General features: G+C 28.3%; 24 protein-coding genes. 15 read left to right on the top strand and 9 right to left on the bottom strand.

What is annotated here, in order from left to right:
* Positions 1–33 precede the first annotated feature (33 nt).
* The 4 genes from ACTT9R_RS01885 to ACTT9R_RS01870 are packed head-to-tail and all read left to right on the top strand — an operon-like array spanning position 34 to position 3566.
* Complete coding sequence (locus ACTT9R_RS01885) at positions 34–1596, top strand: lysine--tRNA ligase (RefSeq protein WP_440926380.1); 1563 nt, start codon at positions 34–36, stop codon at positions 1594–1596.
* Complete coding sequence (locus ACTT9R_RS01880) at positions 1596–2648, top strand: quinone-dependent dihydroorotate dehydrogenase (RefSeq protein ID WP_440926379.1); 1053 nt, start codon at positions 1596–1598, stop codon at positions 2646–2648. The genes ACTT9R_RS01885 and ACTT9R_RS01880 overlap by 1 nt, the downstream gene beginning before the upstream one ends.
* A gap of 52 nt (positions 2649–2700) precedes the next feature.
* A complete protein-coding gene (gene rpmB / locus ACTT9R_RS01875) occupies positions 2701–3012 on the top strand; it encodes a 50S ribosomal protein L28 (RefSeq protein ID WP_440926378.1) in 312 nt (103 codons plus the stop codon).
* Positions 3012–3566, top strand: a complete 555-nt coding sequence (locus ACTT9R_RS01870) for a queuosine precursor transporter (RefSeq protein WP_440926377.1) — start codon at positions 3012–3014, stop codon at positions 3564–3566. Before rpmB ends, ACTT9R_RS01870 begins: the two co-directional genes overlap by 1 nt.
* Here the strand turns inward: ACTT9R_RS01870 and speB are convergent.
* The 3 genes from speB to ACTT9R_RS01855 are packed head-to-tail and all read right to left on the bottom strand — an operon-like array spanning position 3563 to position 6668.
* Positions 3563–4438, bottom strand: a complete 876-nt coding sequence (gene speB, locus ACTT9R_RS01865) for an agmatinase (RefSeq protein ID WP_440926376.1) — start codon at positions 4436–4438, stop codon at positions 3563–3565. The genes ACTT9R_RS01870 and speB overlap by 4 nt on opposite strands.
* 2 nt (positions 4439–4440) lie before the next feature.
* Positions 4441–5484 carry a 1,9-bis(guanidino)-5-aza-nonane synthase gene (locus tag ACTT9R_RS01860; RefSeq protein ID WP_440926375.1) on the bottom strand — a complete coding sequence of 348 codons (1044 nt, stop codon included), beginning with the start codon at positions 5482–5484 and terminating at the stop codon, positions 4441–4443.
* The gene (locus ACTT9R_RS01855) at positions 5484–6668 is read right to left on the bottom strand and encodes a type III PLP-dependent enzyme (protein ID WP_440926374.1); all 1185 of its coding nucleotides are present in this window, start codon (positions 6666–6668) and stop codon (positions 5484–5486) included. Before ACTT9R_RS01855 ends, ACTT9R_RS01860 begins: the two co-directional genes overlap by 1 nt.
* A gap of 167 nt (positions 6669–6835) precedes the next feature.
* Between ACTT9R_RS01855 and ACTT9R_RS01850 the strand changes: the two genes are divergently transcribed.
* Positions 6836–7399 carry an ActR/PrrA/RegA family redox response regulator transcription factor gene (locus ACTT9R_RS01850; protein ID WP_075536579.1) on the top strand — a complete coding sequence of 188 codons (564 nt, stop codon included), beginning with the start codon at positions 6836–6838 and terminating at the stop codon, positions 7397–7399.
* Here ACTT9R_RS01850 and ACTT9R_RS01845 read toward each other — a convergent pair.
* Positions 7392–7943 (bottom strand): biotin transporter BioY, encoded by a 552-nt coding sequence (locus ACTT9R_RS01845; protein ID WP_440926373.1) that lies wholly within the window; start codon positions 7941–7943, stop codon positions 7392–7394. The genes ACTT9R_RS01850 and ACTT9R_RS01845 overlap by 8 nt on opposite strands.
* Positions 7944–8057: 114 nt before the next feature.
* Between ACTT9R_RS01845 and polA the strand changes: the two genes are divergently transcribed.
* The 7 genes from polA to ACTT9R_RS01810 are packed head-to-tail and all read left to right on the top strand — an operon-like array spanning position 8058 to position 16548.
* Complete coding sequence (polA, locus tag ACTT9R_RS01840) at positions 8058–10832, top strand: DNA polymerase I (protein WP_440926372.1); 2775 nt, start codon at positions 8058–8060, stop codon at positions 10830–10832.
* A 50-nt stretch (positions 10833–10882) separates the two neighbouring features.
* Positions 10883–11590, top strand: coding sequence for a response regulator transcription factor (locus ACTT9R_RS01835; protein WP_440926371.1), 708 nt, complete (start codon positions 10883–10885; stop codon positions 11588–11590).
* The gene (locus ACTT9R_RS01830; RefSeq protein WP_440926370.1) at positions 11590–13131 is read left to right on the top strand and encodes a sensor histidine kinase; all 1542 of its coding nucleotides are present in this window, start codon (positions 11590–11592) and stop codon (positions 13129–13131) included. The genes ACTT9R_RS01835 and ACTT9R_RS01830 overlap by 1 nt, the downstream gene beginning before the upstream one ends.
* Positions 13132–13173: 42 nt before the next feature.
* Positions 13174–14460, top strand: a complete 1287-nt coding sequence (gene ahcY / locus ACTT9R_RS01825) for an adenosylhomocysteinase (protein ID WP_440926369.1) — start codon at positions 13174–13176, stop codon at positions 14458–14460.
* Complete coding sequence (tsaE, locus tag ACTT9R_RS01820; protein WP_440926368.1) at positions 14444–14893, top strand: tRNA (adenosine(37)-N6)-threonylcarbamoyltransferase complex ATPase subunit type 1 TsaE; 450 nt, start codon at positions 14444–14446, stop codon at positions 14891–14893. Before ahcY ends, tsaE begins: the two co-directional genes overlap by 17 nt.
* A gap of 16 nt (positions 14894–14909) precedes the next feature.
* The gene (locus ACTT9R_RS01815) at positions 14910–15854 is read left to right on the top strand and encodes a phosphotransferase (protein ID WP_440926367.1); all 945 of its coding nucleotides are present in this window, start codon (positions 14910–14912) and stop codon (positions 15852–15854) included.
* A gap of 4 nt (positions 15855–15858) precedes the next feature.
* Positions 15859–16548, top strand: coding sequence for a sugar phosphate nucleotidyltransferase (locus tag ACTT9R_RS01810; RefSeq protein ID WP_440926366.1), 690 nt, complete (start codon positions 15859–15861; stop codon positions 16546–16548).
* Here ACTT9R_RS01810 and ACTT9R_RS01805 read toward each other — a convergent pair.
* Entirely contained in the window at positions 16526–17233 is a 708-nt protein-coding gene (locus ACTT9R_RS01805; RefSeq protein ID WP_440926365.1) for a 2,3-bisphosphoglycerate-dependent phosphoglycerate mutase, read from the bottom strand. The genes ACTT9R_RS01810 and ACTT9R_RS01805 overlap by 23 nt on opposite strands.
* Before the next feature lie 436 nt (positions 17234–17669).
* Here ACTT9R_RS01805 and ACTT9R_RS01800 point away from each other — a divergent pair, with 436 nt between their 5' ends.
* Positions 17670–18269 (top strand): transglycosylase SLT domain-containing protein, encoded by a 600-nt coding sequence (locus tag ACTT9R_RS01800; RefSeq protein WP_440926364.1) that lies wholly within the window; start codon positions 17670–17672, stop codon positions 18267–18269.
* Here the strand turns inward: ACTT9R_RS01800 and ACTT9R_RS01795 are convergent.
* From ACTT9R_RS01795 to msrA, 4 genes are read right to left on the bottom strand one after another with little or no spacing between them, the layout of a single operon-like run.
* The gene (locus ACTT9R_RS01795) at positions 18266–21388 is read right to left on the bottom strand and encodes an efflux RND transporter permease subunit (RefSeq protein WP_440926363.1); all 3123 of its coding nucleotides are present in this window, start codon (positions 21386–21388) and stop codon (positions 18266–18268) included. The two genes, ACTT9R_RS01800 and ACTT9R_RS01795, sit on opposite strands and share 4 nt — an antisense overlap.
* Before the next feature lie 4 nt (positions 21389–21392).
* A complete protein-coding gene (locus ACTT9R_RS01790; RefSeq protein ID WP_440926362.1) occupies positions 21393–22388 on the bottom strand; it encodes an efflux RND transporter periplasmic adaptor subunit in 996 nt (331 codons plus the stop codon).
* Between the two features lie 3 nt (positions 22389–22391).
* On the bottom strand, positions 22392–23204 hold the full coding sequence (locus tag ACTT9R_RS01785; protein WP_440926361.1) for a sulfurtransferase: 813 nt from the start codon (positions 23202–23204) through the stop codon (positions 22392–22394).
* A gap of 1 nt (position 23205) precedes the next feature.
* On the bottom strand, positions 23206–23649 hold the full coding sequence (gene msrA, locus ACTT9R_RS01780; RefSeq protein ID WP_440926360.1) for a peptide-methionine (S)-S-oxide reductase MsrA: 444 nt from the start codon (positions 23647–23649) through the stop codon (positions 23206–23208).
* A 34-nt stretch (positions 23650–23683) separates the two neighbouring features.
* On the opposite strand from msrA, the gene ACTT9R_RS01775 reads away from it, so the two are divergent.
* Together ACTT9R_RS01775 and ACTT9R_RS01770 are read left to right on the top strand one after the other, a co-directional pair.
* A complete protein-coding gene (locus ACTT9R_RS01775) occupies positions 23684–24565 on the top strand; it encodes a DMT family transporter (protein ID WP_440926359.1) in 882 nt (293 codons plus the stop codon).
* Positions 24558–25193, top strand: coding sequence for a DNA-3-methyladenine glycosylase family protein (locus tag ACTT9R_RS01770; protein WP_440926358.1), 636 nt, complete (start codon positions 24558–24560; stop codon positions 25191–25193). Before ACTT9R_RS01775 ends, ACTT9R_RS01770 begins: the two co-directional genes overlap by 8 nt.
* Positions 25194–25195 lie beyond the last annotated feature (2 nt).

The raw sequence follows: 25195 nt of genomic DNA, 5'->3' as shown, positions 1-25195 counted from the left end.
CGCCAATTTAAGATTTTTATAAAAGATATATTCGTGATTAAAAAAGAAATTTTAGACAAAACAAGTGCTTGGCCTTTCGTGGAAGCCAAAAAAATGCTTCGTGAGAGAAAATCGTTTATTGATAAAAAAGGGAAAATTACTCTTCAAACAGGATATGGTCCAAGTGGCCTTCCGCATATCGGAACATTTGGTGAAGTTGCAAGGACTTCAATGATGGTTAATGCTTTAAAGCAACTTACAGATTTACCAGCAGAAATAATTACTTTCTCTGATGATATGGATGGTTTAAGAAAAGTTCCTGATAATGTTCCTAATCAGGAATTGCTAAATAAAAATCTTCATAAACCATTAACACAAGTTCCAGATCCATTTGAAAAATTTGCAAGTTTTGGAGAACATAATAATGAAATGTTAAAAGATTTTTTAAATAGTTTTAATTTTAAATACAGTTTTAAAAGCTCAACATCTTTATACAAAGGTGGTTTTTTCAACCCAACTTTAAAAATTATTTTAGAAAATTATGATGGTATAATGAATATTATACTTCCAACTTTAGGCAAAGAACGTCAACAAACTTACTGTCCTTTTTTACCTATTTGTCCAGATACAGGTCATGTTCTCGAAATTCCAGTTATAGAAATTGATAAAAAAAATTCTAAAATAATTTTTGATAATGAGGGTAAAAAATTAGAATCTAGTATTTTGGATGGAAATTGTAAATTACAATGGAAAGTTGATTGGGCAATGAGATGGTATGCTCTAGATATAGATTTTGAAATGTATGGAAAAGACCTTATTGAGAGTGCAATTTTATCAACTAAAATTATAAATTTGATTGGTAAAAAACATCCATCTGGATTTGCTTATGAATTATTTCTTGATGAAAAGGGTGAAAAAATTTCAAAATCTAAAGGAAATGGTATTACCATCGACCAGTGGTTAAAATATGCCTCACCTGAAAGTTTATCTTTATACATGTATCAAAATCCAAAAAGAGCTAAAAAACTTTATAATGAAATAGTGCCAAAAGCTGTAGATGAGTACCTTGATAATATTGAAAAATCAAAAAAACAAACAGAACAACAATTGGTAATGAATCCTGTTTGGCATGTTCATAATGGCAATATTCCAAAAGAAGAAATGATTATGTCTTTTTCTATGTTGTTGAATTTGGTTGAGACAAGCAATGCTGTTAACAAAGATTTATTATGGAAGTTTGTTAAAAAATATAAATCTAACATTCATGAAAAAAACTTTCCAATTTTTGATGGACTAGTTGGTTATGCAATCAAGTATTTTAATGATGTTATTAAGGCTCAAAAAAAATATAAAAATCCATCTGAAAATGAAAAATTAGCTCTACAAGCTTTAGTTAAAACTTTAGAACAATGTAATGATCAGATGTCTCCTGAGGATATACAAACATTAATATATTCAACAGGTAAAGAGAATGGGTATGAAGAAAACTTAAGAGATTGGTTTAAATTAATTTATGAAGTGATATTTGGAGATGAAAATGGACCAAGAATGGGTTTTTTTATAAGTTTTTTCGGTGTTAACGAAACAAGAGAGTTGATAATTAGTAAATTGAAATAATGTATTCAAATTTAAGATCATTAATATTTAAAATAGATCCTGAAAGAGCACATTTTTTAGCAATTCAATCACTCAAACTTAATTTAGTTTCAAATATATTTGATGAAAACAAGACTGATCCTATTTTAAAAACAAAACTATTTAATCAACATCTTGATAATCCCATAGGTATTGCAGCAGGCTTCGATAAGAATGCCGAGGTATACAATCCTTTATTTAAGTTGGGTTTTGGATTTGTTGAAGTAGGTACGGTTACACCATTAAAACAATATGGGAATGAAAAACCAAGAGTGTTTAGATTGGTAGAAGATCAAGCATTAATTAATAGGTTAGGTTTCAATAATCATGGATCAGATACAATATTAAACAGAATAAAATCTAATAAAAAACTAGGTGTGCTAGGTGTAAATGTAGGTCCAAACAAAGATTCTAACGATAGATTGAATGATTATTTAATTGGATTAGAAAAATTTTCTGAAGTTGCAGATTATATTACAATCAATATTTCTTCACCAAATACTGAAAATCTAAGAAACTTTCATGATGAGAATAAATTAAAAGAGTTATTAAAATCTATCTCGGAGAAAAAAAAACAATTAAAAACTGAAATTCCTGTAGCTGTAAAGATTTCACCAGATATAAATGAAAATCAAATTGAGTTAATTTCAGAAATACTTTTAGAAAATGAAATAAGTGCAATAATAATTTCAAATACGTCCGAAGCTTCTCGGGAAACACTTCAAAATATACAGAGACATCAAAAAGGTGGTTTATCTGGAAAACCTATTGAAAAAAAATCAAATCTTTTAATAAGTAAATTCTATAATTTAATTAAAGGTAAAATTAAAATAATTGGAGTGGGCGGCGTTGACTCTGGTAAAGCAGCTTATGATAAGTTTTTATTGGGAGCAGATTATGTTCAACTTTATACCGGCATGGTTTTTCAAGGACCCAATATTGCTGGCATGATTAAAAAAGACTTAAAAGAATTACTAATAAGAGATGGTGTCAAAAATTTCTCAGAAATTGTTGGAAATAAAACTGTTTCTTGAATGTATTAAACTTGACGCCTTCAATATCTGCCCTTATATAGGCACTGATATTATGTCAAAAAAATGCGAACTTACTGGTAAAATTCCTATGAAAGGTCATAATGTTAGTCATGCTAACAACAAGACTAAAAGAAGATTTTTACCCAATCTTAAAAAAGTAAAATTTACAAGTGAGCTTACTGGAAGAAGTTTAAAACTTACTGTAAGCAACTCAGGCGTAAGGTCAATTGACAAAAAAGGTAGTTTTGATGAATTTTTAAAAACTGTAAAAAATAAAAATTTATCTCCTAGATTAAAAAAGTTAAAAAAAGTAATTTTAATTAAATCCCCTTTTAAAAAGAAACCCATAGCTAAATCAGCCTAATGAACAAATTATTTATTACCCTATCTATAATGATGGGGGTTGTTGTATTATCTTCTAATTATTTAGTTCAGTTCCCAATAAACTATTTTGGATTAAATGAGATTTTAACTTATGGAGCTTTTAGTTACCCAATAGCTTTTTTAATAACCGATTTAGCAAATAGGTCGTATGGAAAATTATTAGCAAGACAAATTGTATATTTGGGCTTTTTAATAGGAATTATATTTACATTGTTATTCTCAACTGATTTTGCAGATTTAATCTCAGTTAGAATTGCAATTGGATCAGGAGTGGCTTTTATTACCGCTCAATTGTTAGATATTCAAATTTTTGATCGATTAAGAAAAAAAGAGTGGTTTGTTGCACCACTTTCTTCATCTTTGATTGGATCAACAGTCGACACATTTTTATTTTTCTCAATATCATTTTATGCAACAGGGGTACCTTGGATTACTTTATCTCTTGGAGATTTAGCGGTGAAAATTTTAGTTGCTATAATAATGTTGATACCATTCAGAATGTTACTAAAAATTATTAAACCAATTAAAGTTTAATATAAAAATTTATAAGACAAAATTTTATAAGCTAACTTTGCAACAAGAAAATTATAAGAATTAAATCCTTTAATTGGAGATAGTTCATTAATATCTGCACCAACAATTTTTGAGTTTTTAGCTGCAATTCTTATTATATCTAATGTTTCGTCCCACAAAAGTCCTCCTGGTTCAGGTGTACCAGTTGCAGGCATAATACTTGAATCTAGTCCGTCAACATCAAATGTAAGATAAACAGTTTTATTTTTAATTAGTTTTTTAAATTTAGACAAATTCCATTTTTTTTTATCTTTCGCCCAAAAAATATTTATTCTTGAGGAATTCTTTTTTAAAAATGGGATTTCACTTTCCGAGATATTTCTTATGCCAAATGAAATTAATGAAATGTTTTTATAATCTAGACACCTTCTAATTGCTGAAGCATGTGAAAATTTTTCTCCATTATAACTTTGACGTAAATCCGCATGAGCATCAAAATGTAACAGACAAATTTTTTTATATTTTTTAGTAAAAGGAACGATACATCCAGGAGTTATTGAATGCTCTCCACCTAAAGTCATTGGGAAAAGCTTTTTATCTAAAATCTCTTTATTAATATTTGAAATTTTATTAAGTGCTTTTTTAATATTTTTATCAATTTTAAACGGTTTTAAAGTTTTAATACCTATTTTTTTATAAGGTTCGCAGTTAAGCTCTTCATCATATAACTCAACTTGATGAGATGCTTTTATAATTTCTTTGGGTCCATTTCTTGTTCCTCCTCCATAACTGACTGTTTTTTCTAAACCAAATGGAATAATTACAGCTTTTTCTTTAAAACTAAATTTATTATCAATTCCTAAAAATCCGTTTTTATTTGAGAGATATTTCAATTTTATTCAAAAATTTTTGTAAAGTTTTTTCTTGTTCTATTTTTCCACTCACCTTTATGATAAGCATCACTAGCAATTAATGGTAAAACACTAGTTGCCTCTGCAAATACCATCTGTTCTTTCGTAATATCTACTTTTCCCCACGAACTTGCCTCTTTTAATGTAGAGCTGCTACAAGCACCGTCTCTACTATCAGCAACAGTAATTTGAACAGCATATTTATGCATGTCTACATCTTTTCCTAATAGTTCAGCGCAAATAACAGTATCTTGAATAAAGTTTTTAGGTACACCACCACCAATCATAAATAATCCAGAACCTTTAGATTTGATTTTAATTTCTGTTAATTCTCTAAATTCTCTAACAGAGTCTATTGTCATATGTTTTTTTGGATTTTGTTCTTGATGCATAACTAACCCGAATCCTGCACTTGAGTCAGTAAAAGCAGGGCAGAAAATAGGAACATTGTTGTCAAAAGCAGTTTCAATTAAAGAGTCTTTTTTCTTTGAGTTATTTTTTAAATATTTTCCCATTTCATAAATGAACTCTCTTGAAGTATAGCTTCTTGCTTTTAAGTCATTTGCTATTTCGCATATAATTTTATCACACATTTGAAGCTCTTCTTCATCTATATAGGTATCGTAAATTCTATCTATATAGTTGTCCCTCAACTCAGTATCATCTTGAAATTGTGAACCTTGATAATGTTTAAAACCAAGAGCTTCAAAAAAATCCATATCTACTATTGAGGCGCCAGTTGCAACAATTGCATCTACCATATTATATTTAACTAAATCTTTATAAATATTCATACATCCAGCTGCCGAAGTAGAGCCTGCTAAAGTAAGGAAAATTGTACAATCTTTATCTTTAAGCATCTCGTTATAAATATTAGCAGCATTTGCTGTTTCTCTAGAAACAAATGACATTTTTTCCATTGAAGAAATAATTTTTCTACTATCAAAAGAAGTTATATCTATGTGTTCAACAGGATTTTTTAATAAATCTCTTTTACTGTTATGACCTGGATTTTTTTGAACTGACATTAAGCTACCATGTTAGCTTTGTTAATGTCTTTGTCATACATTGTCATTATTGGATTATCTTCAACTTCGTAAATTTCATTTGAGTAATAACCATTAAACTGAGTTCTAAATGTCAATCCGTATGCTCCAAGTTGACCGAGTTCAATATAATCATTTTCTTTAATATTATTTGGAAGCAAAAAAGGACCCTTCATATAATCCATGCTATCACATGTAGGTCCAAAGAAATCAAAAGCAGTTAATTTTTTTGAAATTATTTTATTAGAATTTTCCTTAATCATTCTAGATGGGAATACAATGTTTGGTGTACCTGCATCAAAAAGAGTACCATAGGTTCCATCATTAATATAAAGCTTTTGTTTTTTCCTTAAATTAACTCTTACAATTGTCGAGCCACTTTCAGCAACTATAGCTCTGCCAGGCTCACAAATAATTTCAGGAAGTTTTTCAAACTTTAAGTTTTCTAAACTCTTATTTATTTCATTAAAATAACTACCTAAAGATTGTGGAATTAAGTCAGGATAGATTGTAGGAAAACCTCCGCCTACATTAATGTAATCTGGGATAATTTTTGTCTTTTTAATTATATTTCCAATTTCACTAATTCCTTTTGAATAAGAAATTGGATGCATGCATTGTGAACCAACATGAAAACTTAAACCAATCTTTCTAGCATGTTGTTTTACAAGTCTTAATAAACCTATTGCTTCTGATGTTAAAGCACCAAATTTTTTTGATAAATCAATTTCTGCATGTTCATTTGAAACAGCAACTCTTACAAATAACTCTAAATCTTTAGCGTTATTTGTACTTTCAATTATTTTAATCAGTTCATCTTTAGTATCTAATGAAAAAGTTTTTATACCATAATTAAAATATGCTTCTTTTATACTTTCTCTGCTTTTAACAGTATGCATATAAGAGCATTTTGCTGTATTACTAAAAGTTCTAATATTTTTAATTTCCTCAATTGAAGCAACATCAAATTGCTCAACTCCACTTTCTATTATTGTTTTGATTACTTCAGGGTGCGGGTTAGTTTTAACTGCATATAAAATTTTACCTGGAAATTTGTTAAGGAAAAATTTAACAGCAGATTTAATAGAATTCTTTCTAATACAGTAAACTGGTTTTTCAGGTTTCAGCTGATTTACTAATTCCTCAACTGATTTAAATTTTTGCATCTTAAATGCCTCCAAAAAAAATTTAATAAAAAAAAGTCTTTTTAAAAAAAACTTTAATATTTTTTGGCATATAAAGTAAACAGCACCAAAGTAAAGCAAATAATTCAAGCCAGAAATGCGTAAAATTCATATATTGTAATATCTTGCAGAGACCCCATATAAGAGTTATGAAAGAAGAAGCAAAACTACAGAATCTCAATGATTTTGAAAATAAGTCATTATTAATCGTGGATGACGATAATCCATTCCGTGAGCGTTTAGCAAGAGCGATGGAAAAAAAAGGGTTTGAGGTTTTTCAAGCTGAGAGTGTACAAAAGGGAGTTGAATCTGTAAAAACTAAAAAACCTGGTTTTGCTGTTGTAGACTTAAGGCTTGCAGATGGTAATGGACTTGAGGTTGTAAAAGAAATTCAGTCTTCAAATAGTGATAGCAGAATCATAATGTTAACTGGTTATGGAAATATTCCAACGGCAGTAGCTGCAATCAAAGAAGGTGCCATAGATTATTTAGCTAAACCTGCTGATGCAGAAGATGTAGAGAAAGCATTATTGGCAGATCCTTCAAAAAAAGCAGCCCCACCAGAAAACCCTATGTCAGCTGATAGAGTTAAGTGGGAACATATACATAGAGTTTTCGAGTTATGTAATAGGAATGTTTCAGAAACAGCCAGAAGGCTTAAAATGCACAGAAGAACTCTTCAAAGAATTCTCTCTAAAAGATCACCTAGATAAATTTTTTAATTTTAATTATTTGCTTGGTCAAAAGAGCTAAAAGCATAATTTTAAAAATCTCAGCTAATAGAAATGGTTTTGCACCTAAGGCAAAAATTGGTTTATCCCATCCAATCAATGTTCCAAGCCAAATTAGACCCAAAATATAGATTGTTGAAGTTGCTATAATTAACTTAAATAAAACAATGAAAAAATTATCATCAATCTTTATTTTAGAAGCCAAGTAACAAGCGATTAAAAAACCAATTAAGTAACCCATAGTTGGTCCTGTAAAGTAAACTAACCCAACACCTTTTTCAGGTGAATTTGAAAATACAGGAAGACCTGCAATTCCTTCAATTAAATACAGACCAATTGTAGCTAGTGCAATTTTATGTCCTAAACTTATTCCTAAAAACAATACAACAAATGTTTGCATAGTCATAGGAACTGGATAGAAAGGAATTTTGATCTTTGCTGATATTGTTAGTGCTATTGAACCAAGAACAATAACAACCAGAGATTTAAATAGTTTGGCTTGTGTGAGATTCTTTGTTAATTCCATTGTTAAATAATACTCAAAATATAAAAAATAATCTACTTATAATTGTTATAATAATTGAAAGTAAATTTTTTTATATACAGAATATTTTATAATTATAATATTTAATATAACTTCATGAATAAAATTCAAAAAACAGATCATTTTTATTTGATTGATGGCTCTGGTTATATTTTTAGAGCTTATTATGCTTTGCCTCCATTGACTAGAAAAAGTGATGGACTTCCAACAGGTGCTGTAAGTGGTTTTTGCAGTATGTTATTTAAACTATTAGAGGACTCAAAATCTGATCAAAACTTGCAAAAACCAACACATTTTGCAGTAATATTTGACTCAGCAAGAAAAACTTTCAGAAATGAAATTTATAGTGATTACAAAGCTAATCGGTCAGAGGCGCCTGATGATTTGGCCCCTCAATTTGATTATATTAGAAAATCAGTACTAGCATTCAATTTACCATCTGTGGATCTTCCTAATTATGAAGCAGATGATTTAATAGCCACATATGTTGATCAAATCCTTAAAAAAGGTGCAAAAGTTACAATTGTCTCATCAGATAAAGATTTAATGCAGCTTTACAAAAAAGGGGTTCGAATTTTTGACCCCATGAAAAACAAATTTATAACTGACGATGATGTCTTAAAAAAATTTGGAGTAGATGCTTCAAAAGTTATTGATGTGCAATCTTTAGCAGGAGATAGTAGTGATAATGTTCCTGGTGTCCCAGGGATAGGTGTTAAGACAGCTGCAGAACTAATTAACAAATATGGTACTTTAGAAAATTTACTAAAATCTGCTCATGAGATTAAGCAAAATAAAAGAAGGGAAACATTAATAGAGAACAAGGATAAAGCATTAATAAGTAAAAAACTTGTAACACTAGATCATAACTCTCCTGTTAATAGAGAGTTAAGTGAATTTAAATTGCAAAATATAGATAAAGATAAATTATATAAATTTTTAAGAGAAATGGAATTTAACAGGTTGTTAAGTTCTGCAATTTCTGCTTATGGAGAACCTGAACTAGAAAGTAACAAGATTGAAACTCAAAATCTGGAAAAACAACAAAAGATAAATAATAAAAATTATTACTTAATTGATAGTTTAGATGAAATTGATAAATGGATAGAAGAGGCAGAAGAAGTTGGTGAAGTTGCTGTAGATACGGAAACCACATCATTAGATCCTCACCAAGCAGATTTAGTGGGTATTTCTCTCTGTTCTAAGATTGGAAAAGCATGTTACATACCGGTTGGTCATAAATCTCCCAAGTGTCTTAAAAAAGATGCAGTAATTAAAAAATTAAAAAAAATATTGGAAGATCCTAGTATAAAAAAAATAGGTCAAAATATAAAATTTGATTTTATCGTACTTTATAAGTGTGGAATAACGCTTTCATCAATGGAAGATACAATGCTGATGTCTTATGTATTAGATGCAGGAAAAAATAGACATAATATGGATACTCTATCAGAAATTCATTTAGGACATAAAACTATTTCTTTTAAAGACATGGTAGGAACAGGTAAGAAAGAAATTAATTTTAGCGAAGTAGAATTAGATAAAGCAAAAGATTACGCCGCTGAAGATGCTGATGTTACTTTTAGATTATACAAGAAATTTATCAAAAATTTAAAATCAGAAAAAATGATAAATATCTATGAAATTTTTGAAAAGCCATTAATTAAAATTCTTGCATTTATGGAAATAGAGGGAGTTGAAATTGATAGCAAGTTTTTAAAATCTCTTTCATCTAAATTTGAAAAAAAAATCCAAAAACTTGAAAAAGAAGTATTTAAAATTTCTAAAAAAGAGTTCAATATCGCATCTCCAAAGCAATTAGGTGAAATAATTTATAATGACTTGAAAATAGCGGGATTAAAAAAAACTAAAAAGGGAAGTTTTGCGACAAGTGCAAGTGTTTTAGAGGATTTAGCTTTTAAAGGTCACGAGTTTCCAAAATTAATTTTAGATTGGAGACAAGTTTCAAAATTAAAAAATACTTATTCAGATGCTTTACCTGAACATTTAAACCCAAATACAAAAAGAGTTCACACTTCGTTTTTGTTGGCTGCTACAACGACTGGAAGACTAGCATCTAGTGATCCCAACTTACAAAACATACCAATTAAATCAGAAGATGGAAAAGATATAAGAAAAGCTTTCACTGCAAAAAAAGGGCACCTATTAATTTCTGCGGATTACAATCAAATTGAGATGAGAATTTTAGCAGACCTGGCAGATGTAAAAGAACTGAAAAAAGCTTTTAAAAATAAAGAAGATATTCACTCTTTAACAGCTAGCCAAATATTTAATATTGATATCAAAAAAATTAATCAAGATCACAGACGAAAGGCAAAGGCTATTAATTTTGGAATTATTTATGGAATTTCGCAATATGGATTAGCTAAGCAAATAAATGTTTCCAACTATGAAGCAGAGGAATTTTTGAATTCATATTTTGCCAAGTTTCCAGAAATCAAAGTTTATATGGATAATACAATAAAATTTTGTAGGAAAAGTGGATATGTCAACAATATTTTTGGACGAAGATCTCACTTTAATGGAATAAATGACAAAAACTTTAATGTCAGAAATTTTCAAGAACGTGCTGCGATAAATGCTCCTATTCAAGGTTCTGCTTCTGAGGTAATGAGATTAGCTATGATAAGATTAGACAAGAAATTAACAGAGGAAAAAAATTCGAATTCAAAAATGCTCTTGCAAATTCATGATGAATTAATTTTTGAAATTCCTAAAAAAGATGAAAAAGTAATGATTAAATTAATTGAGAAAGAAATGACCAGTGTGGCTCAGAGTGATTATCATTCTTTTTCAACTCCTTTAACAGTTGATATTAATGTTGGAGATAATTGGGGCATGTTACATTAAATTTATAACATTGCCCAAATTATGACAATTTAGTATTTTTAAAATACTTTATGCAAAAACAGACAATAGCTTTAATTGATGACGATAGAAATATTTTAACAAGTTTGAGTATCGCATTAGAAAAAGAGGGTTTTAAAGTTCAAACTTACATTGATGGTGAAAGTGCATTAATTGGTTTAACCAGAATGCCACCTGACTTAGCAATCATAGATATAAAGATGCCCAAGATGGATGGAGAAGAATTATTAAAAAAACTTCGAAAAAAAACTTCCCTACCAGTAATTTTTTTAACATCTAAAGATGATGAAATTGATGAGTTGTTAGGTCTAAAGCTGGGCGCAGATGATTTTGTAAAAAAATCAGGAGGTTTTTCTATAAAAGTTTTGATTGAAAGAATTAGAGTGCAGTTAAGAAAAAAAGACACAAATAATATTCTAGAAGAAAATAAAAGCCTGATATCTCATGGAAGATTAAAATTAGATCCATCACAACTCGAATGTGAATGGAATGGAAAACAGCTACCTGATAAATTGACAACAACTGAGTTTTTAATTGTTAAAGAATTAGCAAAGAGGCCTGGTATAATTAAAGAAAGAGCTCAGCTTATGGATATAGCTTATAGAGAAGATACAGATATTGAGGATAGAACTATTGATAGTCACGTAAAACGAATTAGAAAAAAATTTAAAAAAGTAGATCCTGATTTTTCAGCTATTGAAACTAGGTATGGTAGTGGATATAGATGGAATGTTAGCTAATGTTTAGTAAATACTTAAAAACTCTTTCTATATTAAAGAAATTTTTATTTATAAATTTTGTAATTTTTACAATTATTGGACTATTTACATTCATATATCTAAATAATATTCAGCCAAGTTTAATAAAAAAAAAATCTCAAAATCACACAAACATTATTAACAACACTATTGATAATATTTTAAGGTTAGATGTAAAATTCCAATCTAAAGATATTAGAAGATTTTTATTTTCTACAAGGTTTATTTTTCAAAATTTAGATAGAGTAATATTTTTTGATGATCAACTTAACCTCATTGGAGACACTGATACCTTAGATCTTGATCCAAGATCATTTTCTACAAGACTTGATAAAATTGAATTTGAAAGTTTAGACAATGAGGAAATAGAAAAAACTATTGAGGAAAAAAATATAAAAATTGATGAAAAAAAACCTGTTTCGTTCAAAGATATATTAAAAAGTTATTCTAGTTCTGAAAATCTAGGAGCTACTTACACATTTACGCAAGAAGATTTTAATCAATTTAATGTAACAACAATTAAGAATGTTACAAAGAATGAAATTAATCTTGGTTATGTGGCTATTACGGAAAATGCTAATGAAATTAAGACAGCGATAGACGAGAGAAAAGCATTTGTAATAAGAACAGCTATATCTGTAGGATTTGTAATATTAATATTTTCTTTTGTGTTGAGTAGATACTTTATTAAACCAATACAAAATCTTGTTGGATATACAATTCGTATTAAAGAAAAAAGTCAGGATAAAATAGGTATTGAAAATCTTAAAAAAAGAAATGACGAATTAGGACTTTTATCAAATTCTTTAGAGGATATGACAAATGAGCTTCAAAATAGAGTCACGCATGCAGAAAACTTTTCGACAGATTTGGTTCATGAGATTAGAAATCCATTAGCATCTTTAAAAAGTGCCTCAGAAATTTTGCAAGATACAAATGATAACGAACAAAGGAATAGATTATTAAATATACTTAGTCATGACGTTCAAAGAATAGAGAGATTGATTACCGATTATTCTCAAATGTTAAAAGATGAAGTTGCTTTAAGTAAAGAACAAATGAAAAGAATAAATATTGAACCTATCATTCAATCTGTTGTTGATGATTATAATAATATTCATCAAGTAAAAAAAGGAATACAAATTGAATATAAAAATGATGGAAAAGATAAATATTTAATAAATGGTATAGAAAATAGAATTGAACAAATCATTGCAAATTTATTAGATAATTCAATATCGTTTAGTAAAGATGGTGGCAATGTTTTTGTTGACGTTTCTGTTAATGGAAAAAATCAAATATCAATCAAAATTATTGATGAAGGCCAGGGATTTAAAGAAAAAGACACATCAAGAATATTTAAAAGATTTTATAGTAATAGACCTGAAAAATTTGGAGAACATTCAGGCCTTGGTTTAAATATAGTAAAAAATTTGGTTGAACTCCACGATGGTGAAATTGTAGCATCTAATCGTATAGATAAAGAAGGAGCAATGATAGAGATAAGATTTCCCAATGTTTAATCATCTCTTGATAAATAAATACTTAGCTGTATAAAGCTTGCCATGGAAGATTATAAAGTAAAAGATATTGCACAAGCTGAATTTGGTAGAAAAGAAATATCAATAGCTGAAAGTGAAATGCCCGGTTTAATGGCTTTAAGAGAAGAGTATTCTGAGGAAAAACCGTTAAAGGGTGCAAGAATTATAGGATGTCTTCATATGACAATTCAAACGGCTGTACTAATCGAAACCTTAGTTGCATTAGGTGCCGAAGTTCGTTGGTCATCTTGTAATATTTTTTCAACTCAAGATCATGCAGCTGCAGCAATTGCAAAGGCTGGGATCCCTGTTTATGCCTGGAAAGGTGAAACAGAAGAGGAATATTTATGGTGCATTAAACAAACTATAGTTGGAAAACCTGACTGGAAACCTAACATGTTATTAGATGACGGTGGTGATTTAACAGCTATCATGCACAATGAATATAAGGATTTAATGAAAGATATTAAGGGAGTTTCAGAGGAGACTACCACTGGAATTAAAGCACTTAATAAAATGGAAAATGATAAATCACTTTTAGTTCCAGCAATTAACGTTAATGACTCTGTCACAAAATCAAAATTTGATAATTTATATGGATGTAGAGAAAGTTTAGTAGACGGGATAAGAAGAGCTACAGATGTAATGATGTCTGGAAAAATTGCTATTGTTGCTGGTTTCGGAGACGTTGGAAAAGGAAGTGCTGCATCTTTAAGACAAAGTGGAGCTAGAGTTTTAGTTACAGAAGCAGATCCAATTTGTGCTCTACAAGCTGCAATGGAAGGTTATGAAGTGGTATTAATGGAGGAGGCTATTAGTAGAGCTGATATCGTTGTAACAGCAACAGGTAACAAAGACATTGTTACTGCAGATCATATGAGAGATATGAAGGATAGAGCCATTTTATGCAATATTGGTCACTTTGATAATGAAATACAAGTTGATGCTCTTAGAAATTATAAGTGGAGTGAAGTAAAACCTCAAGTGCATGAAATAGAGCTGCCTAGTGGTAAAAGAATTATTCTTTTAGCTGAAGGAAGATTAGTTAATCTTGGTTGTGCAACAGGACATCCAAGTTTTGTAATGAGTGCATCATTTACTAATCAAGTTATTGCTCAAATAGAACTTTGGCATAATCATAAAAATTATGAAAATAAAGTTTATGTACTACCAAAACATTTAGATGAAAAAGTAGCAACTTTACATTTAAAAAAAGTTGGGGCAAAACTAACAAAATTATCAAAAGAGCAAGCAGATTATATAAGCGTTGGAACAGAAGGTCCTTTCAAACCAGATGCCTATCGCTATTAAAGATAGCACAATTGATATCACTTCAGAGAAGTTAACTAAAGAATTAGCTAAAGAATTTACAAAATATCTTAAAGGCGGCGAGTTTGTTTTTTTATATGGAGAAATGGGTGTTGGCAAAACAACCTTTGTTAAATATTTTATAAATGAGTATCAAAAAATAAATAATTTAACACAAACAGAAATTACAAGCCCTACTTTTAGTTTATTAAATGAGTATCACTTTAAAGATATAAGAATAAAACATTATGATTTATTTAGAATTAATAGAAATCAAGATATCAATAATTTAGATATTTTTGAAAAAGATAATAAATTAATAACACTTATAGAATGGCCACAATTGATTGCTGATAAACAAGATATAAAATTTATAACTTTAACATTTAATTATTTAAATCAATTAAATGATAGAACTGTAGATATAAAAGTTTAAATTAAAACTCATTTTGATGAAAAGCTTAGTAAAATTGAAAAAAATAAAAGGTGACGCATCTTTTAGAGAATTTTATAGAAACGGAGAAAATAAATCTATTATTGTAATATCTAAGAAAGAAAAGTTAAAAAATCTTTTAATTTACGATGCGATAAATAAAATTCTAATTAAAAATAAAATTTTAGCACCAAATCTATTAAGTGAAAATTACATTAATAATTATATGGAAATAAATGACTTTGGAGATCAAACTTTGTTTCAAATTTTAAAAAACAAAAAGAATAATAAATATACCATTTTTAAAAAGATAATAAAAATTTTAAATAAAATACAATTAATAAAAGATAAAAAAGTAAAAAATTTCAAAAACAAATTATATAAACTTCAAGAATATAATAACAAAGTTTTGTTTGATGAAACTAAACTTTTTTGTGACTGGTATGCACCAAAAATATTGCCTAAATCCAAAATTATTCAATTTAAACAAAAATTTAGATTAGAGATAAAAAAATTATTATCAAAATTAAATTATAAAAATGTTACATTTGTTCATAGAGATTTTCATGTTTCAAATTTGATGTATCACAATAAAAAAATTGCAGTAATAGATAGTCAAGATGCACTAATTGGCAATAGAGCTTATGATTTAGCATCCTTAATTGACGACGTAAGATTAAAAACAACCAATGAATTAAAAGAAAAGGTATTTAAGTTTTACGTTAAAACAAATCAAAAAATTGATTTAGAAAAATTTAAAAACGATTTTGAAATATTATCTGTTTTAAGGAATTTGAAAATAATTGGTATATTTATGCGTTTAGCTGCTAGAGATAATAAAAAAAAATATCTTAAGTTAATTCCCTACGCTTGGGAAATGATTAATTATAGAATTAAAGATCAAAATAAATTCAATAATTTGATGTTGCTATTAAAAAATTATTTTCCAAAATTTATAAGGTAGAGTAGTGAGAATAAATACAGCTTTAATTTTATGTGCAGGTTTTGGTAAGAGATTAAACCCAATTACTTTAAAAACGCCTAAGCCTTTATTAGAGATTAAAGATGCAAGTATGCTCGAGAGATGCATTAATTTAATCGAAAAACTAGGTATTCAAAAAATCTTAATAAATACTTTTTATTTAAAGGATCAATTTTCAGCGTTTTTAAACAGTAAAAATTTCAATATTGATATCAAAATAATTGAGGATGGTGAGCATATTTTAGATACAGGGGGAGGTATTCAAAATATGATTAAAGACTCTAATGAAAAGGATTTCATAATTTTTAATCCAGATACTATCTGGAGTAATTACTATAAAGACGAGATATTAAAAATGGAAAAAATGTATTTTTCTGAAAAATTAGAAAACATTCTTCTGTTAGTAAATAAAAAACTTAGTTTTGATAAAAAGTTAAAAGGAGATTTTAATTTAAAAAATAATTTAATTAACAAAGAAGCTGAAAAAGAATTTATTTACATTGGATGTCAAATAATTAATAAAAAATTATTTATTAAAGAGAAAGTAGAAAATTACTCAATTTTGGAAATTTGGAATAATTTATTAGATCAAAAAAAGTTATTTGGTTATGAAAGTCAAAAAGACTTTTATCATCTGACTGATCTGGATATTTTTAAAAAACTAAAAGATCTTTAGCTCTTTCTTGATCAAGATATTTACAATTGGAAATCTTGCTGTTTTCTAATTCAATTAAAAGTGGGTTTCCTGTTGGAATTTCAAGTTTTGAGATCTCATTCTCATCTAAATTGAACAAATGTTTACAAAGAGCCCTAATGGAGTTTCCATGAGCAGAAATTAGAATATTTTCACTTGTTTTGTGTTCTATCTCTTTATTATAAAATTTTATTACTCTTTCATATGTATCTTTTAGTGACTCGGTGTCAGGAATTTTTTCTAAAGGAATTTTTTTGTAAGTTTCAATATTTAGCGGATGATATGGATTTTTTTTATCTAAAGGGCCAGGTCTAAGATCCCAAGAACGTCTAAATTGGTGAACTTTTTCTTCTCCAAGTTTTACTTTCATTTCATCTTTATTTAATCCAGTCAAAGCACCATAATGTCTCTCATTTAATTCCCATGCACTTATTACCTTTTTAAAATCCTTCAATTCTTCTTGTATTATTCTTAAGGTATTTTTTGCTCTTAATTGAAAAGATGAATAATAAAGATTAACTTCAATATTTTCTTGTTTTATTAGTTGGCCAGCTTTTTTTGCCTCTGACTTTCCATTTTCTGTTAGATCTACGTCAACCCATCCAGTAAATTTTTTTTCGAGGTTCCAAACACTTTGACCGTGCCTTATTAAAATTAAATAACTCATTTGTTTATCTTTTAGATTAATTTGATAAATAACACTATACTATTAATGAATAAATTTTTTTCAAAATATAAATTTATTTTTTATTTTTGCAATTTTATTTTAATTTTCTTATACCTATTCCCAGGAAGTATTTTAGGTTGGTTATTTCATAATAATCTCAGCCAACAACCTCAAATTACTTCAGATTTTTATTTTTCTAATTTAAATATATCGAGTAATCATGTTTATGCTTTTCTAGTTTTTTCAATAATTGGTTTTTTTAGTTATAAAAAATTAAATCAATTAAAAATATTAAGCATTTATTTAATATTTTTATCTATAATACTTGAGATTTTGCATTTATTTATTCCTCAGAGAACTTTTCAATTTTCAGATTTATTTGGAAATTTATTAGGTGTATTAATAATATTAATCTTATTTTACTTTTTTATAAAAAATGAAAATTCTAAAACTTAATTTTTTATTTTTAATAATATTATTTATTTCAGCTTGTTCATCGGTTCCTAAAAATACAGCCAACAGCTGTTCAATATTTGAAGAAAGATATTTTTGGTATAAACATGCGAAAAAGTCTGAAAAAAAATGGGGCACACCAGTTTACTTACAGCTTGCAATTATTAAAATGGAATCCAGCTTTGATTGGTTAGCAAAACCACCAAGACAAAAGCTTTTTAAGGTTATTCCCTATAAAAGACCATCAAGTTCTTTTGGTTATTCTCAAGCTGTAAAAGGTACCTGGAAACAATACAAAAATGAGACTGGGAATAAGTATGCAGTAAGATCAAGATTTAAAGACAGTGTTGACTTTATAGGATGGTATACAAATAAAACTGAAAAAATTTTAAAAATCTCAAGGAGTGACGCGTTCAATCAATATGTTGCTTATCATGAAGGTTGGGGAAATTATAAGAATTATAAAAAAAACAAAAAAGTTATTAATCTTGCAAAGCGTGTAGAAAAACAATCAAATATTTATAAACAACAATTGTTAAAATGTAAAAATTCTTTATCAACATCAAAATATATTATTTTTTAATTTAGCTGTTTTTTTAATTCAATATCAACAGCATCAATTCGTTTGGTATTTTTTGCAAGAGCTAAATACATTGTTGGAGTTACATATAAAGTAAAGAAGGTTGAAATGATCATTCCTCCTAAAATTGTAGAACCCACAGCTAATCTAGAGCCTTCACCTGCACCTGGGCCAATATTTCCAATAACTAATGGAAGCATTGCTATCATTGTACTAAGTGAGGTCATTATGATTGGTCGAATTCTAAGTTGGCAAGCTTTAATTATAGCGTCCTGAATTTTAACACCGGTAGTTCTTATTTGGTTTGTGTAGTCTACAATCAAAATACTATTCTTTGTGGATATACCAATAAGTATTATTAAAGCGATTTGGGAGAAAATATTTACTGAACTATTTAAAAATAAAATAAATACTAATCCACCAAATACAGCTAGTGGAACTGTTAAAATAATAATAAATGGATGAACAAAAGAGTTAAATGTTGCTGCCATAACCAAATAAGCAGTTAACAAAGCAAGAGCAAAAATTAAGTATATTTCATTTGTTGTTTCTTTTAATTCTTCAGATTTTCCTTTCCAAGTGATTTGATTTTGAGGAGCAACTTTAATCATTACATCTTCCAGGTATTTTATTGCTTCTGTTAGAGTATAATCCTCTGCAAGCGCAGCAGAAATTGTAACTGCTCTCTGACGATTGTATCTTGGAAGCGCTTCAGCAGTGCCTTTCTCTTTAAACTCGACTAAACTTGCAACAGATACAAGTTTACCAGTTGTTTCAGATCTAACAAAAATTTTTGATAACCCATCTTTATCTCTTCTGTCTGCTAAATATTGTTGTAAAATAATTGGGTATTCTCTTCCTTCTTTACTAAAAGTTGTTACTCTTTTTCCTCCATAAAGAGTTTCTAGAGTTCTACCTATATTTTCAGTAGAAACCCCCAAATCATTTGCTCTATTTTTATTAGTGATTAATTTAACCTCAGGTTTATTTTTTGTATAATCACTTTCAATTCTAGACATATTTCTATTTTTTCTTAATTCTCTTAAGACACTATTTTGAATTTCTTCTAATTCTTCGTAGCTAGATCCATATATCACCATTTGAACGGGCTTATTGTAACTAGATACTCTTATTGATTGTGGAGAAATTGGAAAAGCAAAAGTTTCAGGCACAGAAACCACTTGTCCAATTGCTTCTCTTAATATTGTTTGACTACCTTTTTCTCTATTTTTCCATTCATCAAGTAATGCAATGATTATAAAACTGTTATAAGACGTTGCAGATCTTCCGAAACCAGGAACTCTCATGATTAGTCTTGCATATGGACTGTCTTCTGCTTGCAATAATCTTAAAATTCTTCCTTCAATTATTTGAGCTTTTTCTTGGGTATATTCAAATGAACTTCCTTCATCAGTTGATCCAATAATTAAATAAGCACCCCTATCTTCAACTGGTATTAGTTCTTTTTTGGAAAAACTAAACAAATAAGCTGAGGCAGCAATAATTAAAATTATAAATATCGAAATAGTTTTTTGTTTGTTCACCCAATATTTAAGGGAGCTCACATAAAATCCTGTAAATGATTTAAATCCATTATTGAATTTTCTTACTAAGAAATTGATTTTTTCTTTTTTATTTAAAAATTTACTGCCTAGCATTGGAGACAAAGTTAATGCCACAAAAGAAGATACAACTATTGAAAAAGATAAGGCTATTGCTGTCTCTTTAAATAAAGTTCCCGATATTCCTTTAATAAAAATTAAAGGCAAAAATACTGCTATAAGAATTAAAGTCGTTGCAATAATTGCAAATGTAATTTGTTTAGAACCTTTGTAAGCAGCTACTAATGGTGTTTCACCATTCTCAATTCTTGTATAGATAGCATCAGTCATGATCACTGAGTCATCAGTTATTATACCAATGGCTAGAATAAAGCTCAGTAAAACGAAAATATTAATTGATAAATCAAAAATATAAAGACCTAGAAATGAACCTATAAGACTAACCGGCAATGCAACAGCAGGAACTATTACAGCTTTTAGGTTACCTAAAAATAGATAAATAATTAAAACAACTAATACGAATGCAATTACTAAACTTTTATATACTTCTTCAATTGCAGCACCTATGTAAGTTGCTCTATTAAATGCAATTTCTAATTTTAACCCGTCAGGTAAAGATTTGTTAAGTTCTTTTATTTTAGTTTTTATTTGTTTAGAAAGTTCTACCGTTGATGCACCACTTTTTGCATAAATCCCAATTCCTACGGTTTTCAAATCAACTGCATTTTTTCGTTGTGCTTTAAATAAAGTTTTTTCCGAAACAGGTCCAAATTCTATATTAGCCACATCAGATAAAATTATAACTTTTTCCTTATTTTTCTTAAGTGGCAATTGTTTAATGGTATCAATATTAGAATAGGATTTATCAATGTTTAAAGTTAAGTCCTTGTTATTAGCTTCTAATGTTCCAGCTGGAAGATTTATGTTCTCATTTCTAAGAGCTCTTTCAACTTCTTGAATTGTAAGATCATTTGCAGCTAATTTTATTGGATCTATCCAAACTCTAACACTAAGCTCTCTTAATCCACCAACTAAAATTCGACCTACGTTTGGTACACTTGAAAATGCATCTATTAGATATCTTTCAGCGTAATCACCAAGATCTAGATCATTCCAGGTTGGGGATGATAATGCTATCCACATTGTAGTTGTAAAACCTGCTGCCTGTTTTAAAATTTGTGGAGGGTTTGATTCACTTGGTAAATTATCTACAACTCTTGCAACTCTTTCCCTAATATCGTTAGCTGCATCATCTAAATCAATGTCTGTGTTGAATTGAATATTAATCCTACTTCTTCCATTGAGAGAACTTGAGTCAATATTTTTGATACCTTCAGCGCCTCCAATTACATCCTCTAATTTTTGAGTTATTTCTTCATCAACGATTTCAGCAGAAGCAGATTTATAATCGGTTTGAACTTGAACTACTGGGGGCTGTATACCATCTGGAAGTTCTCGAACTGGTAATTCTAGAAAGACAAAAATACCAAAAATTATCAATATCAAAGACATAACCCAAGCAACAACAGGTCGTTTAATGCTAACTTCAGTTATATACATTTAATTATTTTTTCTCTTTATCTGATTTTTTAAAAATATTTTTCAACCAATCAAATTTACCTTTTTTTTCTTCAGCTTTTTTTGATTTATCTTTTTTACCCCAGCTAGAATTTGCTTGTTTTTTTTTGGCACCTTTCTCTATAGGTCTGATTGTTAAATTTGGTCTTACTTTTTTTGTTCCTTCTGCAACAATTTTATCTCCATTATTTAATCCATCTAATATTTCTACAAAGCCCAAATACCTATCACCAATGGTTACTTTTGTTTTCATTACCTTATTTTTTTCATCTACTTTATAAATAAAAACATTTTCACCCTCAACAATTGTACTAGTGTCAGGAGCACTTAAACCATTTCTCACATCATATTTAATTGATATTTCTAAAAATGAGCCAGGTAAAATTTCACCTGTTGAATTGTTCATCTTAATTCTTGTTGCTAAAGCTCTTGTATCTTCACTTATCCTACTAGCAAAAGAGTCTACTTCACCTTTATAAATTTTATTTTTATATCCAGAAAATTTAATATCAACTGGCAGACCAACTTTAATAAATGGTACAAAAATTTCAGGTATATCAACATCACAATATATTGAGCTAGTATCTTCAAGATTAATTAATATTGATGATTTTGAAACCTCTATATCTTCCGAAAATTCTCTTTTTCCTATAACACCATCAAATTGAGCAATAACTTTTCGATTTTTAAGCTCAGCAATTACATCACCTTTTTTAACTTTTTGATTAAATTTTATAGGTTTTAATATTTCATATTTTTCAATTTTAAATGATTGTGTTTGAATTGGAGTTGCAGTCCCGTAGGTACTAACAACATTTTCAAAAACTCTCTCTTGAGTAGTAGTTATTATTATTCCAGGAGGTGGTCTTTTACTAAATTTTTTTTTGAAATGATTACCTATCATTGTTCTTCCAATGATCACTGTTGCAATGATTAAGAAAAATATGATTATTATACTTGTTATTTTTGTAGATGTTTTCATAAGTTAATATTTTCCGTATTCAGCCCAAGAGCCATCGTAAATTGTCGGCATATATTTAGCATTAATTAAAGAATAAGCTAGTGCCAATACACTTGCAGTGACTCCAGAACCACATGAAAATACTAGATTTTTATTATGGTCAAATTTAAAGGAATTAAATTTTTCCATTATTTTATCTTTACTAATGAAAGTATGGTCTTCGTTTACCAATTCAGAGAAGGGAAGGCAAAAAGAATTTTTTATTGAACCACTTCTAAGACCTTTCCTTGGTTCAGCAACTTTGCCTTCAAATCTTTCTCTACTTCTTGCATCAACAACATTAAATTTTCCTGTATCAATATTTTCATCTATTTGTTTTTTATTTTTAACAAGTTCTCTATTTTCTTTACATGTATACTTAGAAGTTTGATTGGTCACTTCTTTATTATCTGTAGATTTATTCTCTTTTTTCCATTTTTTTAATCCACCATCCAGAACATGAACTAGTTTAGGATCATGTCCATAATAAATTAAATTGTACCAACATCTACAAGAACTAATAACATCAGAATTATCATAAATTACAATTCGATCGTTATTTTCTATACCCATGTTGCTCATTATTTTTTCCCAAGATTTAGTATCAGTAAGCATATGTGGTAAATCAGTATCTAATTTAGAATTTTTATCTAAATCAAAAAAAATAGCATTTGGAATATGTTCCTCTGTATATTCCTCAAAACCGTTTCTTTGAGTTTGAGGCATATGCCATGAGCAATCAATAATTTTTACTTTATCAATATTATTTTCTAACCAACTTGTATCAACTAAAGACATTTTATCTTTTTTCCAAATATCTTTGATGATACTCTTCAGCAGGGCAATAATTTTTAACTAAAGAAGTTTTTGTTACTACTTTTCCTAATAATTTGACGTTTTCTTTTTCTATCATTTTTTCAGCAGTAATTTTTTGCTGATCATTTAAATAAAATATTTCACTTCTATATTGAGTTCCGAAATCTGGTCCTTGCGAATTTAGGGTTGTCGGATCATGAATTTCAAAAAAATATTCAATAATTTTCTCGTAAGATATTACTTTAGGATCAAAATCTAATTTTACTACTTCTGCATGATTTGTTGTACCTGTGCATACTTCTTTGTAATTTGTTTCAGCATTATGACCTCCACAATAACCTACTTCTGTTTTTATAACTCCATCAAGTTTACTAAACTTAATTTCTGGCCCCCAAAAACATCCTAATCCTAAAATTGCTATTTCCATTGATAATTTACTTAATTAATCTAAAGTTAATCATATGCTATCAAAAAATCAATTAGGCTTTTTTTACATGTTCATATCGGTATGTGCATTTTCACTTATGGATGTGATTGTTAAATGGTCTGAGGATTATCCAGTTGGACAAGTATTATTTTTCAGAGGATTTTGTGGAATAATTCCTATTTTATTTCTTATTCCTAAAGATAGATATTTAGATTTTTACAAAACAACTAGACCCTTTCTTCATTTTAAAAGATGTTTAGCAGGATTAATTGCTTTGGTTTCTATATTTATAGCATTAAGAAATTTGCCTTTAGCAACAGTTGTAAGTATTTCTTTTGCAGCACCAATATTTATAACAATATTTTCAATTTTTTTACTAAATGAAAAAGTTGGTATTTATCGATGGTTAGCAGTTTTAGTAGGATTTATTGGTATAATTTTCATCACCGAACCAGGTTTTAGCTCTTTAAATTTATATTATATTTATCCAATAATTTTTTGCTTAGGCTTGTCTTATGTAGCTATTGCTATAAGAAAATTATCTTCAACCGATCCTGCTTGGTTAATTAGTTTTTTCTTTTCATTCTCTATAATGCTTCTAAGTTTTTTATCCTTTTATCAAGGATGGATCTTGCCAAGTTTACTAGATTTATTTTTGTTATCTATGGTTGGTATATTAGGTGGTCTTGCAAATTTATGGTTATCACAATCTTACAAATACTCAGAAGTAAGTTTAGTTTCCCCTTTAAAATACCTTGGATTAGTATTTGCTATTATATTTGGATATTTTATTTGGAACGAAATACCAACTTCTAAAACATTATTAGGTGCCTTATTAGTTATAGTTTCATCTATTATTATATTTAGAAGAGAGATGTATTTGAAAAAAAAGTTATCTGTTTCACGACATGAGTAAAACACCATCATATTGGAGTAAAGCAAAAAAATATTTATCTAAAAAAGATAAAATCATGTCTTCTTTGATTAAAAAATATAAATCCCCATCAGAGACAGTGCTAACTTCAAGAAAAGATGTCTTTTTCTCTCTCTGTAAAAGCATAATTGGGCAACAAATTAGTGTAGCTGCTGCTAATTCAGTTTTTTTAAAATTTAAGAAAAAATGTAAAAATAAAATTAATGCAAAAACAGTAAGCAAGTTATCTACTATTCAGCTCAAAAGTTGTGGTCTAAGTAGACAGAAAGTGAAAGGTATAAAAGGTTTAGCCCAAAAAATATTAAGTAAAGAGTTTAATCCAAGACTTATTTCAAAAATGTCTGATGAGGAGGCTATTATTTATCTTTCTCAGCTTAGACAGATTGGAAGATGGTCAGCAGAAATGATTTTATTATTCACTTATAATCGACCTAATATTTGGCCTATTCAAGATATAGGTCTTTTAAGAGCTATATCTAAAAATTTTAAAAAAAAATATTTACCACCTGAAAGCTACGTTAAATATTTAAATAAAAGGTTTTCGCCTTATTGTTCGGTTGCAACTTGGTATTTGTGGAGAAGTATAGATCCAGAGCCTATTCAGTACTAAAT

Source organism: Candidatus Pelagibacter sp., from assembly GCF_052049835.1.
In the GTDB taxonomy this organism is placed as follows: domain Bacteria; phylum Pseudomonadota; class Alphaproteobacteria; order Pelagibacterales; family Pelagibacteraceae; genus Pelagibacter.
This window is presented reverse-complemented; position numbering and strand designations above follow the sequence as displayed.

Bases quoted from the DNA above. Each gene is read 5' to 3' on its own strand.
- ahcY (WP_440926369.1), top strand. From the start codon at position 13,174: ATGGAAGATTATAAAGTAAAAGATATTGCACAAGCTGAATTTGGTAGA.
- msrA (WP_440926360.1), bottom strand. From the start codon at position 23,649: ATGGAAATAGCAATTTTAGGATTAGGATGTTTTTGGGGGCCAGAAATT.
- tsaE (WP_440926368.1), top strand. From the start codon at position 14,444: ATGCCTATCGCTATTAAAGATAGCACAATTGATATCACTTCAGAGAAG.
- ACTT9R_RS01795 (WP_440926363.1), bottom strand. From the start codon at position 21,388: ATGTATATAACTGAAGTTAGCATTAAACGACCTGTTGTTGCTTGGGTT.
- ACTT9R_RS01785 (WP_440926361.1), bottom strand. From the start codon at position 23,204: ATGTCTTTAGTTGATACAAGTTGGTTAGAAAATAATATTGATAAAGTA.
- ACTT9R_RS01805 (WP_440926365.1), bottom strand. From the start codon at position 17,233: ATGAGTTATTTAATTTTAATAAGGCACGGTCAAAGTGTTTGGAACCTC.
- ACTT9R_RS01790 (WP_440926362.1), bottom strand. From the start codon at position 22,388: ATGAAAACATCTACAAAAATAACAAGTATAATAATCATATTTTTCTTA.
- ACTT9R_RS01770 (WP_440926358.1), top strand. From the start codon at position 24,558: ATGAGTAAAACACCATCATATTGGAGTAAAGCAAAAAAATATTTATCT.
- ACTT9R_RS01800 (WP_440926364.1), top strand. From the start codon at position 17,670: ATGAAAATTCTAAAACTTAATTTTTTATTTTTAATAATATTATTTATT.
- ACTT9R_RS01860 (WP_440926375.1), bottom strand. From the start codon at position 5,484: ATGTCAGTTCAAAAAAATCCAGGTCATAACAGTAAAAGAGATTTATTA.
- ACTT9R_RS01855 (WP_440926374.1), bottom strand. From the start codon at position 6,668: ATGCAAAAATTTAAATCAGTTGAGGAATTAGTAAATCAGCTGAAACCT.
- ACTT9R_RS01835 (WP_440926371.1), top strand. From the start codon at position 10,883: ATGCAAAAACAGACAATAGCTTTAATTGATGACGATAGAAATATTTTA.
- polA (WP_440926372.1), top strand. From the start codon at position 8,058: ATGAATAAAATTCAAAAAACAGATCATTTTTATTTGATTGATGGCTCT.
- ACTT9R_RS01870 (WP_440926377.1), top strand. From the start codon at position 3,012: ATGAACAAATTATTTATTACCCTATCTATAATGATGGGGGTTGTTGTA.
- ACTT9R_RS01830 (WP_440926370.1), top strand. From the start codon at position 11,590: ATGTTTAGTAAATACTTAAAAACTCTTTCTATATTAAAGAAATTTTTA.
- rpmB (WP_440926378.1), top strand. From the start codon at position 2,701: ATGTCAAAAAAATGCGAACTTACTGGTAAAATTCCTATGAAAGGTCAT.
- ACTT9R_RS01775 (WP_440926359.1), top strand. From the start codon at position 23,684: ATGCTATCAAAAAATCAATTAGGCTTTTTTTACATGTTCATATCGGTA.
- ACTT9R_RS01815 (WP_440926367.1), top strand. From the start codon at position 14,910: ATGAAAAGCTTAGTAAAATTGAAAAAAATAAAAGGTGACGCATCTTTT.
- ACTT9R_RS01845 (WP_440926373.1), bottom strand. From the start codon at position 7,943: ATGGAATTAACAAAGAATCTCACACAAGCCAAACTATTTAAATCTCTG.
- ACTT9R_RS01850 (WP_075536579.1), top strand. From the start codon at position 6,836: ATGAAAGAAGAAGCAAAACTACAGAATCTCAATGATTTTGAAAATAAG.
- ACTT9R_RS01880 (WP_440926379.1), top strand. From the start codon at position 1,596: ATGTATTCAAATTTAAGATCATTAATATTTAAAATAGATCCTGAAAGA.